Source organism: Kitasatospora sp. NE20-6, from assembly GCF_045862635.1.
In genome coordinates, this window is the sequence record NZ_BPRL01000063.1 from 56,598 (window position 1) to 70,587 (window position 13,990).

Genomic DNA, 13,990 nt, shown 5'->3' on the forward strand with positions numbered 1-13,990 from the left:
AGGGGGTACGTCGTCAGCCGATGCGGCCCGCAGCACCACCATTACTCACGACATTCCGTGGACGGCCTGTGGCGTCTGCGATGGAGAGCATCATGAGCAACAAGCTCGCTGCTGTCGACGCGGCTTCGCTGCGTACCGACGTCCCGTCCTTCCGTCCGGGTGACACCCTCAAGGTGCACGTCCGCGTTATCGAAGGCAGCCGCTCCCGCGTCCAGGTCTTCCAGGGCGTTGTCATCCGCCGCCACGGCGCCGGCATCGGTGAGACCTTCACCGTCCGCAAGGTCAGCTTCAACGTCGGCGTCGAGCGCACCTTCCCGGTGCACACCCCGATCGTCGAGAAGATCGAGGTCGTGACCCGCGGCGCCGTCCGCCGCGCGAAGCTGTACTACCTCCGTGACCTGCGCGGCAAGGCCGCGAAGATCAAGGAGAAGCGCGACAGGTGATCCGCTGCCCCGGCTTGCCGGGGCAGGGATCGATTGGCTCGGGCAAGCCCGGTGGGCCGCACCCCTTGGCCTTTCAGGCCTGGAGGATAAGCTCAGCCCGATGACCACGCACGAACCCTCCACGGACCGCGTCGGAAGATCCGCACCCTCAGGTGCGGGCTCGCCGACGCGGTCCGTGGTCGTTTCTGTCGACCTGCGGACGGCCGAGCCGTCGGGCATCGCGACCGCCGCCACTTCCGAGGCGCCGCCGGCGGATCCGGCAGCGGATCCGACAGGTGATCCGACAGGTGATCCGGCGGGGGAGTCGGCGCGGAAACCGGTGCGGGATCCGGCAGACGATCCGGAAGGCGGGCAAGGTTCTGCGAAGGGCACGCCGGACGACCTGGGCGGACCCGACGACGGGGACGGACCCGGTGACCTGGACAAGGCCGACGACGAGGCCGGCGACGGAGGCGGACCCGGTGGGTCGGCCCGTCGGGACGGACCGGAGGACGGCGGGACCGGCCGGGGACGATGGCTGCGTGACCTGATGCTGCTCGCGGGTGCCTGCGTGACCGTACTCCTGTTGGTCAACGCCTTCGCCGCACGACCGTTCGCCGTGCCGTCCGGCTCCATGGAGAACACCCTGCGCCCGGGCGACCGGTTGATCGTCAACGAGCTCGCCTACGCGTTCGGCGGGCACGTGCAGCGCGGTGACGTGGTGGTGTTCGACGGGACGGGCTCCTTCCTGCCGTACGCGGCCGAGCCGTCCGCAGGCCGACGGCTGCTGGCTCGCCTGGGGCTGGCCTCCGGCGAGGACTCGGTGTTCGTGAAGCGCGTGATCGGCGTGGGCGGGGACAGGGTGACCTGCTGCGGTGCGGACGGGCGGCTCAGGGTGAACGGGGTGGCCCTCGACGAGAGCTCCTACCTCGCTCCCGGCGACACCGCCTCCCAGGTGGCGTTCGACATCGTGGTGCCGGCCGGAAAGCTGTGGATGATGGGGGACCACCGGACGGTCTCCCGGGACTCGCGGGACCACCTCGGCGAGCCCGGCGGCGGCTTCGTGCCCGAGAGCAGGGTGATCGGCCGGGCAGCCTGGGTGGTCTTCCCGTTCGGCCGCTGGACCTCGTTGGAGCGGCCTGCGGCGTTCGCCGGGGCAGGGGGGACTGGTGGTCATGGGGACCAGAGGTAGAGGTCGGATCGCTGAGGTTCGGCCCGAGGAGAGCGAGAGCGGGGCGACGCCCGTCCGCGGCCGGGCGGAACGGCGCAGGACGGCCCAGCGCGCCGCACGCCGCCGACGGCGCTCGCTCTTCCGCGAGCTGCCACTGGTGGTCGTGGTGGCCCTGGTCATCGCACTGGTGCTGAAGACGTTCTTCATCCAGGTCTTCGTGATTCCTTCCGGTTCGATGGAGCAGACGATCCAGATCGGCGACCGGGTACTCGTCGACAAACTCACCCCGTGGTTCGGCAACGAGCCCGGGCGCGGTGAGGTCGTCGTCTTCCGCGACCCGGGCGGCTGGCTGGAGAACGAGCGGAAGACGTCGACGGACGGGCCGGTGGTCCGCCGGGTGAAGCAGGTCTTCTCCGCAGTCGGCCTCCTTCCGTCCGACAACGAGCACGACCTCATCAAGCGGGTGATCGGTGTCGCGGGCGACACCGTGGAGTGCTGCGACGCGAAGGGCCGGCTCAGCGTCAACGGCACGCCCGTCGACGAGACGTACATCGCGCCGGGCAACGTCCCCTCGCGGCAGCCGTTCAAGGTCACGGTGCCGGCGGGACGTCTCTGGGTGATGGGAGACCACCGGGACCTCTCGGCGGACTCCCGCTTCCACATGGGCAACCCCGGTGGCGGGACGATCCCGGTGGACAACGTCGTGGGCCGTGCGTTCCTCATCGCCTGGCCGCTGCCCCGGCTCGGTCAACTCGATGTGCCGAAGTCACTCTCCTCGATCCAGGCCCGCCCGGCGGCCTCCGCGACCGTGCCCCAGAGCACCGCCGCACAGATTCGGGCAGGCTTGCCCGGCCAGGCGCCGACTCCTGCGGAACCTTCGCTCGTTATGGGTGTGTTGGGTTTCCTTCCGCTCGTTGCGGGGTGGGGCCCTGCCGGGCGGCGCCGCCGGCGGTGGCCCGGCTGATGGCCGGTCCTGCCGTGTGGGAGCACGGCCGGGTCCGACAGGAGTGATAGAGAAGTGCTGGAATGCCCGGCGCATGGTCGTGGGAGTTTCCCGGTTCCCCGGGACGCCACCGGTGTCAGGACCCGCCCTCGGGGGCAGGCCTGAGGCGGGTCGACAGTCGGTTACGGAGCGTGGTGCCCGCTGTCCGGCACTGGTGAGCGCGGACACACGCACGTCCGCAGAGCAGGGAGGAGATGTCGTGGGGGATCTGGTGATCGGTGCCCGCTCGGGCGGCCCGGAGCCCGAAGGCCCGGGTGGCCATGCGGTCCGGTCGGCCCAGGCCGCACAGTCCGCGGGCGGGATGGACGCGGGAGTGGTGGCAGCCGCCGATGGTGGTTCCGTCGGCGCCCCGGACGGCTCGGAGGGCCCTGTGGGCGAGTCTGCTGAGGACAGCACGACCGACAAGGACGGATCCGGTGACCGCGGCTCGCAGCAGCAGCGCCAGCGGTCGTTCTGGAAGGAGCTGCCGATCCTCGTCGGCATCGCTCTGATCCTCGCTCTGGTGATCAAGACGTTCTTCGTCCAGGCGTTCTCGATTCCGTCGGGCTCCATGGAACAGACACTGAAGATCGGTGACCGTGTTCTGGTCGACAAGCTCACCCCCTGGTTCGGTTCGGAGCCGGAGCGCGGAGAGGTCGTCGTCTTCCACGATCCGGGTGGCTGGCTGAACGACGAGCCCACGCAGCGCAGCAACAGCGCCGTCGTGCGCGGCATCCAGAACGTGTTCAGCTTCATCGGTCTGATGCCTTCGTCCGACGAGAAGGACCTGATCAAGCGGGTCATCGCCGTGGGCGGAGACACCGTGGAGTGTCAGGGCAGCGGGCCCGTCAAGGTGAACGGCATCGCCCTGGACGAGCCGTACATCTTCCCCGGCAACACCCCGTGCGGCGAGAAGCCCTTCGGGCCGGTCAAGGTGCCGGACGGCCGGATCTGGGTGATGGGCGACCACCGCGGTGACTCGCTCGACTCGCGCTACCACCAGGACCAGCCCGGCGGCGGTACCGTGCCGGTCGACAACGTGGTCGGTCGGGCCTTCGTCGTCGCCTGGCCGATCGGCGACTGGGCCACGCTTCCGGTCCCGTCCACCTTCGACCAGAAGGGGCTTTCCGCGGCAGGCCCGCTCGCACCGCCGGCTGCCGGGGCGGCGCTCGCGGTGCCGGCCGTCTGGTGGCTGCGCCGCCGTCGCTGAACCCGGCGGTCCGGCTCCCGATCGGGAGCCTGTCCGATGCCGACCCTTGCGCGAGCCGCGGTACCGACGAGTAATCTGCTCGGACGTGCCGCGGCTCGCCCTTTTCGGCCGGCTCGACACAGCGCCTGTACCGGAGGCGCTGGCCGGACACGGCCGAGCCGACCAGGAAGGCACGACCGCGATGAGCAGTCTCACGGAGCAGCGTCCGCCGGCCGCGCCGGTGCGTCGCTCCACCCCGAAGCGCATCGCATCGCTGCTGCAGGGCGTGGCGATCGCCGTCGGCTTCGCGATGCTGGTCGGCGGTGTTGTCCTGGTGGCCGTCCAGTACCGGCCGTACCGCATCCCCAGCACCTCCATGTCGCCCACGATCCAGGTGGGGGACACCGTTCTCGCCAGGAAGACCGACGGCGGCACGGTCGGCCGCGGTGACATCGTCGTCTTCAGCGAGCCGCTCTGGGGCGGTGCCACCATGGTCAAGCGGGTGGCCGCCCTCGGCGGTGACACCGTCGCCTGCTGCGATGCCGGACAGCGCCTGACCGTCAACGGCGTCGGCGTCGACGAGTCCTACGCCGACGAGAAGCTCGGTCCCGGAGCCGGTTTCAGCATCACCGTGCCGGAAGGCAGGCTGTTCCTGCTCGGTGACTCCCGGGCCAACTCGCTCGACTCGCGCAGCCACCTCGACGTTGCCAGCGGCACCGTCGCCGCGTCCGACGTGGTGGCGCGGGTGGAGGCGATCGCCTGGCCCTCCGACCGGATGGCTTCGGTACCGCGTGCCGACGCGTTCGACGCGATCGCAGGCAGGCCCGCTTCCCGGCACGGGCTTCTCGTGCCCGCGACGTACGCTGCGGTGGGCGGTGCGCTGCTGGTCCTCGCGGCGGGTGCCGCCGGCGGGATCGCCGGGCTGGCCGGTCGCCTGCTGGGGCGACGGCGTACCTGAGTCGTTCTGTTCCGCCCGGGCCGTGGAGGTGAGTGCGCTGGTACCCCGTCGCCGACGTGCGGTGCGCGTCCTCCTGCTCGACCCGCAGGACAGGCTGCTCCTCCTGCACGGATGCGACCCGGCCGTTCCCGACGTGACCTGGTGGATCACCCCGGGTGGCGGGCTGGAACCGGGCGAGAGCGCGCAGGAGGCGGCCGAGCGTGAGCTCGTCGAGGAGGTCGGGCTGACCGGCGTCGAGCTGGGGCCGTTGGTGGCGTACGGCACGGTGTCGTTCTCCTTTCAAGAGCATTTGTACGAGCAGGACCAGTGGTTCCACGTGGCCAGGGTCGGCCCGGTCGCCGTGGAGCCGGCCCGTACGGGCGGTGGCGACGAGCACGCCCGACTGCTGGCCGCCCGCTGGTGGACGGTCGCCGAGCTGCGGGCCACCCGGGAGACCGTCTACCCGGCCGGCCTGGCCGAGGTGGTCGAGCGCCTGGTCGCGGATGGACCGCCAGTCGTGCCGGTACGGCTCTGACGGTGGGTGCAGTGGTCCACAATGGGGTGGACGTGACGAATGAGGGGACGCCTGGATGAGTGCCGAAGACCTCGAGAAGTACGAGACCGAGATGGAGCTCAAGCTCTACCGGGAGTACCGGGATGTGGTCGGCCTCTTCAAGTACGTGATCGAGACCGAGCGACGGTTCTACCTGACGAACGACTACGACCTGCAGGTGCACTCGGTGCAGGGCGAGGTGTTCTTCGAGGTGTCGATGGCGGATGCGTGGGTCTGGGACATGTACCGGCCGGCCCGTTTCGTGCGGAAGGTGCGGGTCCTCACCTTCAAGGACGTCAACATCGAGGAGCTGGCGAAGAGCGACCTGGAGCTGCCGTCCGACGACGCGTCCTTCGGAAACTGATCGAAAGCGCGTCCAGGTCACCGAGCATGGAACGGGACATCGCTCCGTGTCGAGTTCCGCCCTGGTCGGTCACCCCTGAGGGGGACACGGGTTATCCACAGCCCCGGGTTGTCCACAGGCACTGAGTCCCGGTCCGTCGTGCAGGCCCCTACCGCGGCAACCTCCTGTCCCGGAGGTGATAGCCGTGCAGAGTCCCAACATCGGCCTCGGCCGATACGGCGAAGAAGTGGCCGCTCGCAGGCTTGCCCGCGACGGCCTGCGCATTCTCGAACGAAACTGGCGCTGCGCGGAGGGCGAGCTCGACATCGTCGCGCTCGACGGCGACACCGTAGCCGTGTGCGAGGTCAAGACCCGATCCGAGCGCGCCTTCCAGAAGCCGACCGAAGGGATCGACCGGACCAAGGCTGAGCGGCTGCGCCGACTCGCCGAACGCTGGCTGATCGAACGCTGGCCCTCCCACTTCGAGCTTCTTGCGCAGCTCGTCGGTTCTCACCCCGCGGATGCCCCGCCCGGTGGTGCACCGACGGACCGGGGGGCCGCCCGGACTCTCCCGGGCGCCGGCGTGCCTGCCGCTGCCCCCGGGGTCATCGGTGGCGGGCGCCCGCCCGAGGCCGACGGAGCAGCCGTTCCGCCGCCGCCCGGCGGAGTCCGGATCGACCTGATCGCCGTCGTCAACCGGATCAAAGGTGCTGCCCTGGTCGAGCACCTGCGCGGGGCGGTCTGAGATGCCCTTCGCCCGTACCTGTTCCGTCGCGCTGATGGGCGTGGACGGCGTCGTGGTCGAGGTCCAGGCGGACCTCGAACCAGGAGTGGCCGCATTCACCCTCGTCGGCCTGCCCGACAAGGCGCTCTCCGAGGCACGCGACCGGGTCCGCGCAGCCGTCGTCAACAGCGGCGAGAGCTGGCCGCAGCGGAAGCTCACCGTCGGGCTGAGCCCCGCCTCCGTCCCGAAGAGCGGAAGCGGCTTCGACCTGGCCGTCGCCTGCGCCGTCCTCGCTGCCGCCGAACGGCTCGACCCCAACAGCATCGCCGAACTCCTCATCATCGGAGAGCTCGGCCTCGACGGCCGGGTCCGGCCGGTCCGTGGCGTACTCCCGTCGGTGCTCGCCGCAGCCGACGCGGGCTACCGCCAGGTCGTCGTCGCGGAACAGACCGCAGCCGAGGCCTCGCTGGTGCCCGGCGTGTCCGTCCTGGGCGTGCGCAGCCTGCGCCAGCTCATCGCCCTGCTCACCGGGGCACCGGAGCCGGAGGAGGAGCCCTCGGTGGCCCTCGGCCGCCCGGACCCTCTGCTCGCCGGTCTGATGCTGCCAGGCATGGGCGTGCGTGACCTCGGTTCGCAGACCGCACACCGTCCGGACATGGCCGACGTTGCGGGTCAGTACGAGGCCCGTCGTGCACTCGAAATCGCGGCCGCAGGCGGGCACCACCTCTACTTGAAGGGGCCGCCCGGTGCCGGCAAGACCATGCTGGCGGAACGGCTTCCGGCCCTGCTGCCACCCCTGACGCAGTCCGAGGCGCTCGAGGTCACGGCCGTGCACTCCGTGGCGGGACTCCTCCCGCCGGGCCGACCCCTGATCAGCACTCCGCCCTACTGTGCACCCCACCACTCCACGACGATGCCCGCCATCGTCGGCGGCGGCAGCGGGATACCGCGGCCGGGAGCGGTGTCGCTCGCCCATCGCGGGGTGCTGTTCCTCGACGAGGCACCGGAGTTCCCCGTCCGGGTGCTGGACGCGCTGCGCCAGCCTCTGGAGTCGGGAGAGGTGACGATCGCCCGGTCCGCCGGCTCGATGCGTCTTCCCGCCCGCTTCCTGCTCTGCCTTGCCGCGAATCCCTGCCCCTGCGGTCGGCACTCGGTCAGGGGTGACGGCTGTCAGTGCACGCCGACGATGGTTCATCGCTACCAGGCCAGGCTGTCAGGACCGCTGCTCGACCGCGTCGACCTCCAGGTGCAGGTGTCATCGGTGACCAAGGCCGAGCTGCTGGCCCGGGACACCTCGGCCGAGAACTCGGCAACCGTGGCCGCGCGTGTCCTGGAGGCACGGCGTAGGGCTGCCGCCAGGCTCGCCGGAACTCCGTGGCGGACCAACGCCGAAGTGCCGGGGCACGAACTGCGCACCCGGTGGAGCCTGGCACCCGGCGCGCTGGAGGACGCCGAACACGACCTGGAACGGGGACTGCTGACGGCCCGCGGCCTCGACCGCGTGCTGCGAGTGGCCTGGACGATCGCCGACCTCGCCGGACGCGAACGCCCGGTGCGGTCCGATGTCCGCGCCGGCCTCGCCCTGCGCACCGGGGTGCCCCGCTGAGTCCCGTGCCAGCTGTTGGCGCTCTTCCCACCCTACGAACCGCCCTACGAACCGTGGTTGCCGTACGAGCCTCGGCCCACGTGCCGGGTGTCTGGCTCGTCGCGTCCGAGCTGAACCCCCGCACTCTCAACCCGCCCCTGTCGGACCCTGTCCGTTCCGGAGACCGTCGTGGACCATCTGAACACCACCGATCTGCCCTTGCCGGCTGCCTCGGTTGCGCCCACTCGCGTGGAGCCACCTGCGCCAGCCGTCGTCGCCGGTCAGCCCGGAGCCGGAGCCGGAGCCGGAGCGGGAACCGGGGCCGGAAGTGCGCAGGAGCCCGTGTCCGGCGCACCGCTGTGCGGTGCCGGGGACGCAGGCACCCAGCCGCTCCACGGCGCCGCACAGGCCTCCCCGGCCGCGGCCCCGTCGCCCTTCCCCTCCTCCTCCGCATCGCTTCCTGGGCCCGAGCGCTTGGCGAGAGCCGCACTGACCAGGCTGATCGAGCCGGGAGATGCGGTGATGGGCCGTTGGCTCCGCGATCTGAGCGCGTCCAGCGTGGTCGATGCCATCCGGGGTCTGACCCCGCCCGGCAGGCTCGGACTCGACCCGGGGCGCCTCGCCGACTACCGGGCCCGCTGCCCCGACCCGGACCCGGTCGCGGACCTCCGACGGATCCAGGGCGGCGGAGGACGGTTCGTCATCCCCGGCGATCCGGAGTGGCCGAGCCAACTGGACGACCTCGGCGACGGCCGACCGGTCGGTCTCTGGGTGCGCGGATCAGGTTCGCTCCGGTTGCTCGCGCTCAGGTCCGTCGCCATGGTCGGTGCCCGCGCGTGCACTGCCTACGGCGCCCACGTCGCAGGCGAACTCGCGGCCCAGCTGGCCGAACGCGGATGGGTCGTCGTCTCCGGTGCCGCCTACGGCATCGACGCCGCCGCACATCGCGGCACCCTGGCCGTCGGCGGCGCCACCATCGGCGTACTCGCCTGCGGCGTCGACGTGGCGTACCCACCGGGCAACGCCGAACTCATCCGCCGCATCTCCGAGCAGGGCCTGGTCATCAGTGAGCTGCCGCCCGGAGTCCATCCCAACCGATTCCGCTTCGTCCTGCGCAACCGCGTCATAGCGGCACTCACCCGCGGCACGGTCGTCGTCGAGGCGGCCGTGCGGAGCGGTGCACTGAGCACGGCCCGCCGCGCCCGCGACCTCAACCGCCACACCATGGGGGTCGCCGGGCCCGTCACGTCGGCGCTCTCGGCCGGGGTGCACGCCCTGATCAGAAGCGGTGCTGCCACCTTGGTCACGGACGCCGCAGAGATCGGCGAGCTGATCGGGGCCATCGGGGACGATCTCGCACCGTACCGGTCGGGCCCGGTCCTCCCTCGCGACCTGCTCGAACCGCCGGTGGCCCGGGTCCTGGAGGCCGTCCCGGCCGCAGCCGGCGGCGCGCCCGTCGACGCCGTGGCCAGAGAAGCCGGCCTTCCGCCCGACGAGGTACGTCAGCGGCTCTACGAGTTGGCCTCCCTCGGCTACGTGGAGAGGTCCGGCGCGCACTGGAGGCTGATGCGCGGACGCTGAATGCGGCCCGGCGCGCCCGGCGCACGTTGTGTTCACGCGCCGGGTGCGCCACCGGATCGGGCGACGCCCGAGTGGCGGTAGCACACCGCAGCGACTCGGTCACGCTACGCTTCTTTAAGGCTTCCCTATCAGCACATGACTCGGCAGAACGGCGCAGACCAACGCATGCCCACACACATTCCGGGACACAGGGTGACCGGTGACGCCCTGTCTGCGGGAAGGGCGGGGGCCGAGGCCCGTCCCGCAGCGGACCGCGTCCCTCAGGAACCGTCCGTGCTGCGCCCCGGCGGGCCCGCGGACCGCGCGTTCACTCCTGGTCCGCACGAACATCACGGCGGACCAGGTGCTGCAGGGCTGTCGGCAGTTCGGCCCGCCCCGCAGTCGGCCCCGCCGACGGGTGGCCCCGCGGTCCAGCCCGGTCGGCGCACGTCGGAGGGCCTCACTCCGGCGCCCGCTGCCCGGCCCGCGCCCCCCGTCGGCATCAGCGCGTCGACCCGACCGCACCCGGCTGCGCCGTACGACCAGCCGGAACGCGTTGCTTCGTCCGAGGTGACGGCGGACGCAGATATCCGGCCCGGCCAGGAGGCACGGGGCGACTCCCGCTGCAGCGCCGAGTCCGGTGCCGGGTCCGGTGCCGGGATGCGGATCGGGATCGGTAGCGGCAGAGGGGGAGAGGCCGAACCGAACCACGCACGCGGAGCAGCCGACGGGGAGCACTCGCCGGCATCGCCGGACGATCCGTCCGGTGCCGCAGGGCGGCCGCGCCCGGGCTCACCGCGTTCGGGCAGTGCGGGCCAGGGTTCTCCGCGACCGGGCACCTCGGGTGCGAGCGGGTCGCGCGGCACCCCACCCGGCACAGCCGCGCCGCGTGCGAACCCGGCGCCGCCGACTCCGCCGCGCGCGACCCCGCCCCGGACCGTGCCCCCTCGTGCCGTGCCCCCGCGCGTGGGCGGCTCCCGGCCGGCCGCCTCCCGTACGTCAGGGCAGGCCGCCGACGGATCCGAGCCGGTGCTGCCGCGCCGACTCCCGGCCCCTGCGCACTCGTCCGGAGGGGCGCGCACGAGGGAGGACGGGCACGAGCGCGTACCTGACGGCTCGCTGGACACCGGGCGCCCAGTGGCCGCGCCGCGGGAGCCCGTGCGCCCGGAATCGCCGGTCCGCAGGCCGGGCAGCCCGGAGGGCGGCGGTGCTACCGGTACCGCTCAGGCCCCGGGCACCTCCGGAGCCCGTGGCGCCCCTGACGCCCCCGCCTCCACGGACTCCCCTCGGCTCCAGGCCAAGGTGCCGACACGGCCTGCCGAACGCAGCGCACTCGAAACGCTCTGGCGTTCCTACAAGGAGTCCGGCGATGCCCGGCTGCGGGAGCAGCTGATCCTGCACTACTCGCCGCTGGTCAAGTACGTCGCCGGCCGTGTGGGGGTCGGCCTGCCCGCCAACGTCGAGCAGGCCGACTTCGTCTCGTCCGGCGTCTTCGGCCTGATCGATGCGATCGAGAAGTTCGACATCGACCGGGCGATCAAGTTCGAGACCTACGCGATCAGCCGGATCCGCGGCGCGATCATCGACGAACTGCGAGCCCTCGACTGGATCCCGCGCTCGGTGCGGCAGAAGGCCAAGGTGGTGGAGCGTACCTACGCCACCCTGGAGGCCCGGCTGCGTCGCACGCCGCACGAGCCCGAGGTGGCGGCGGAGATGGGCATCACGCTGGAGGATCTGAGGACGATCTTCAGCCAGCTCTCGCTCGCCAACGTGATGGCCCTGGACGAGCTGATCCATCCGGTCGGGGAGAGCGGTGACGCGCTGACCCTCATGGACACCCTGGAGGACTCCGGGGCGGACAACCCCGTGGAGATCGCCGAGGACCGCGAGCTACGACGCCTCCTGGCCACAGCCGTCAACACCCTGCCGGAGCGGGAGAAGACCGTGGTGACCCTCTACTACTACGAGGGCCTCACCCTGGCCGAGATCGGGCAGGTCCTGGGTGTGACCGAGAGCAGGGTCAGCCAGATCCACACCAAGTCCGTGCTGCAGTTGCGCGCGAAACTCTCCGACGTCCGCTGAACCGCACCGGGGCAGGGGCGGTGCCACCGGCCGCACGTCGCGGTAGGCGCCGGACCGTTCGGGCCGCCCGGCCTGTCGGCACCCGCCCGACCACTCGTCCCGGCCGCCCCGACTGCCCGCCCGTCCTGGCTCGTTCGCGTGGTGGCGGTTCGGTGCGGCAACCCACCTCCGTAGAGTGGACGGGTGCCGAAGATCCGGGCGGCCTCGGTGGCCGAGCATCGTCAACTGCAACGGGCAGCCCTTCTCGACGCTGCCCGCGCCCTGCTGGCGGAGGGCGGGCGGGACGCACTGACCTTCGCCGCGCTTGCCGCGCGTACCGGGCTCGCCCGTTCCTCCGTCTACGAGTACTTCGGCTCGCGTGCGGCCGTCGTCGAGGAGCTGTGCGCCGTCGACTTCCCGCTCTGGGCTGCCGAGATCGAGGCCGGTATGGCCGCGTGCGACGGTGCCCGGGACCGTTTGGAGGCGTACGTCCGGGGCCAGCTCCACCTCGCCACCGACCCCCGGCACGTCGCCGTGGTCGCCATCTCCGAGCGCGAACTCGACGACGGCGCCCGCGAGCGGATCCGTGCGGCGCACACCGGCCTGATCACGCTCGTCGTCGAAGCGCTCGGCGACCTCGGCCACGAGCGGCCGCGACTCGCTGCGGCCCTGCTCCAAGGCGTGGTCGAGTCCGCCGTGCGCCAGATCGAACGGGCTGCGCCGGCCGAGGCCGCGGCGATCGCCGACATGGCGGTGGCGGTGGCGCTCAACGGGCTGGGAACGCCTTCCTGAGGTCGCTGCGCCGCTTCCTCCGGCACGCGACACCGTGCCGGCGATCGTCCGCCCCGGATGCCGTGCCGCGGAGCCCCGTCTGCCCCGGCCCGCTGGGCCGCTTCTCCGTGGACGGCCTTGCCGAGGGGCAGCAGCCGGACCCGCCCGGATCCGAACAGGGCCAAGGGGTCGAGATAGCGCTGCCCGCGCAGCAGGCCCCAGTGCAGGCAGGCCTTCGCCGCACAGTGCCGGCCCGACTCGGCGGCCACCGCGCCGATCACGTCGCCGGCCGAGACGGCGGTACCGACCGGCAGTGCCCCTTCGACCGGCAGGTACGTCGTACGCAGTGCCGGAGTCCCCGACGCGGGGTGGGTCACCACGACCACCGGTCTGCCGGCCACGCTGCCTGCGAAGGTCACCGCACCGGCGGCCGCAGCCCTGACCGGGCTTCCGTCCGCGGCCGCGAGGTCGACCCCGCGGTGCCCCGCGGCCCAGCGCGCCGCGGGTGGCTCGAAACGACGGAGCAGCGCGCCGGGACCACCGACCGGCCAGACCCTTCTGTCGCCGGCGGTGCTCTGACCGGCGGTGCTTTGGCCGACGGTGCTCTGGAAGGGCCGCGTGCCGCCGTCCACCCCGACGCGCTGCCGGGCGCCGCTGCCGGTGCCTGCCCGTGCACCGGCCTGGGGCAGTGCGATCGTGAGCAGGCTCGCCAGCAGCAGGGCCATGAGCAGGGTCCGCTGCCGGCGATCCGGGGTGGGTGGCGGCAGGGCGAGTGGTGCGGGCCGCCCCGTGGTCGGGTGCAGCGCGAGGGGACGGGGCCGGGCGACGGGATCGCGGGTCATGCGGTTCAGGCTCGCCGTCGCGCTGCGGACGGTGCGGTGCGGCCCCCGTTCCTGTGGACAACCGGGGGGTGTGGACGACCGGGTCCACCCACCCGGGTGAACATCCACCGGCGCGGGACGAACGGGAGGGCCTTCGGCAGCTGAACCGCGGTCCCGGCCCCCTGCCCCGTGCCGGGCGGAACCCGGTCGGAACCTGGCCCGGAACCCGGTCGGAACCCGACCGGGTCCGCTCGCACGCGGCCGTCCCGGTAGCGTCCGGCCCCGCAGTTGCAGGGCCCCGGCCGTCCCCCGCCCCGACCCTGCACCTGCGGTCCGACCGGTTGGTCCTCGGCGGGTCCTCGATGGGTCATCGGCGGATCCTCGGTGGGTGCTCCTGCAGGGAGGCCGGGCATGCCGTGCAGCGTTCGCAGGCTGCCGGAGTCGCCCGCAACTCGGGCCTTCCCGTACACTTCACACGCGACCCGGTCCACCGGGTCGACTTCGCACGCCCCGCCACCGGTGGAGTGGCCGCCTCTTCAAGGGGTCGGCCGATGCTTCCCGGTGCGAGTGCCGCTCGGTCCGCCGAGCCTGTCGTGGCCCATGGCCACCCGGGTTTCGGTGGCTTGGCACGCGCGGGTCGTCAGGCGTGACGGTCACCTGGCCGGCACGGAGACAACCGAGAGACCCGGCACCCTGCCCTAGCTGCGGCGCGCCGGGCGCAACACTGAGGAGCACGGCCATGGCCGTCGTCACGATGCGGGAGCTGCTGGAGAGCGGCGTCCACTTCGGTCACCAGACCCGTCGTTGGAACCCGAAGATGAAGCGCTTCATCTTCACGGAGCGCAACGGCATCTACATCATCGACCTCCTG

At 72.1% G+C, this 13,990-nt stretch carries 13 protein-coding genes and 1 pseudogene; 13 read left to right on the forward strand and 1 reads right to left on the reverse strand.

All coding sequences use genetic code 11. The annotated features are described in order from the left end of the window. Nucleotides 1–92 precede the first annotated feature (92 nt). From rplS to SNE206_RS32215, 12 genes are all read left to right on the forward strand, one after another. Complete coding sequence (rplS, locus tag SNE206_RS32160; RefSeq protein ID WP_407917061.1) at nt 93–443, forward strand: 50S ribosomal protein L19; 351 nt, start codon at nt 93–95, stop codon at nt 441–443. Between the two features lie 550 nt (nt 444–993). Continuing rightward, nucleotides 994–1,614, forward strand: a complete 621-nt coding sequence (gene lepB, locus SNE206_RS32165) for a signal peptidase I (RefSeq protein ID WP_407917062.1) — start codon at nt 994–996, stop codon at nt 1,612–1,614. After that, nucleotides 1,598–2,557, forward strand: coding sequence for a signal peptidase I (lepB, locus tag SNE206_RS32170; RefSeq protein WP_407917063.1), 960 nt, complete (start codon nt 1,598–1,600; stop codon nt 2,555–2,557). The genes lepB (SNE206_RS32165) and lepB (SNE206_RS32170) overlap by 17 nt, the downstream gene beginning before the upstream one ends. A gap of 409 nt (nt 2,558–2,966) precedes the next feature. After that, nucleotides 2,967–3,785, forward strand: coding sequence for a signal peptidase I (gene lepB, locus SNE206_RS32175; RefSeq protein WP_407917064.1), 819 nt, complete (start codon nt 2,967–2,969; stop codon nt 3,783–3,785). Between the two features lie 181 nt (nt 3,786–3,966). Then, on the forward strand, nt 3,967–4,722 hold the full coding sequence (gene lepB / locus SNE206_RS32180) for a signal peptidase I (RefSeq protein WP_407917065.1): 756 nt from the start codon (nt 3,967–3,969) through the stop codon (nt 4,720–4,722). Between the two features lie 61 nt (nt 4,723–4,783). After that, nucleotides 4,784–5,236: an NUDIX hydrolase gene (locus SNE206_RS32185; protein ID WP_407917066.1), complete on the forward strand. Its 453-nt coding sequence runs from the start codon at nt 4,784–4,786 to the stop codon at nt 5,234–5,236. 55 nt (nt 5,237–5,291) lie between these two features. Beyond that, nucleotides 5,292–5,618, forward strand: a complete 327-nt coding sequence (locus SNE206_RS32190; protein ID WP_407917067.1) for a DUF2469 domain-containing protein — start codon at nt 5,292–5,294, stop codon at nt 5,616–5,618. Between the two features lie 184 nt (nt 5,619–5,802). Then, entirely contained in the window at nt 5,803–6,342 is a 540-nt protein-coding gene (locus SNE206_RS32195; protein WP_407917068.1) for a YraN family protein, read from the forward strand. A 1-nt stretch (nt 6,343) separates the two neighbouring features. Then, complete coding sequence (locus SNE206_RS32200; RefSeq protein WP_407917069.1) at nt 6,344–7,927, forward strand: YifB family Mg chelatase-like AAA ATPase; 1,584 nt, start codon at nt 6,344–6,346, stop codon at nt 7,925–7,927. A gap of 501 nt (nt 7,928–8,428) precedes the next feature. After that, on the forward strand, nt 8,429–9,487 hold the full coding sequence (gene dprA, locus SNE206_RS32205) for a DNA-processing protein DprA (protein ID WP_407917070.1): 1,059 nt from the start codon (nt 8,429–8,431) through the stop codon (nt 9,485–9,487). A gap of 1,281 nt (nt 9,488–10,768) precedes the next feature. Next, the gene (gene whiG, locus SNE206_RS32210; RefSeq protein ID WP_407917071.1) at nt 10,769–11,548 is read left to right on the forward strand and encodes an RNA polymerase sigma factor WhiG; all 780 of its coding nucleotides are present in this window, start codon (nt 10,769–10,771) and stop codon (nt 11,546–11,548) included. Nucleotides 11,549–11,731: 183 nt separating this feature from the next. Next, nucleotides 11,732–12,319, forward strand: a complete 588-nt coding sequence (locus SNE206_RS32215; protein WP_407917072.1) for a TetR/AcrR family transcriptional regulator — start codon at nt 11,732–11,734, stop codon at nt 12,317–12,319. A gap of 176 nt (nt 12,320–12,495) precedes the next feature. Here SNE206_RS32215 and SNE206_RS32220 read toward each other — a convergent pair. Then, a pseudogene (locus tag SNE206_RS32220) lies at nt 12,496–13,140 on the reverse strand (M23 family metallopeptidase); the annotation flags it as partial. 718 nt (nt 13,141–13,858) lie between these two features. Between SNE206_RS32220 and SNE206_RS32225 the strand changes: the two are divergent. Then, a partial coding sequence (locus SNE206_RS32225) for a 30S ribosomal protein S2 (protein ID WP_407917076.1) occupies nt 13,859–13,990 on the forward strand: 132 nt, incomplete at its 3' end.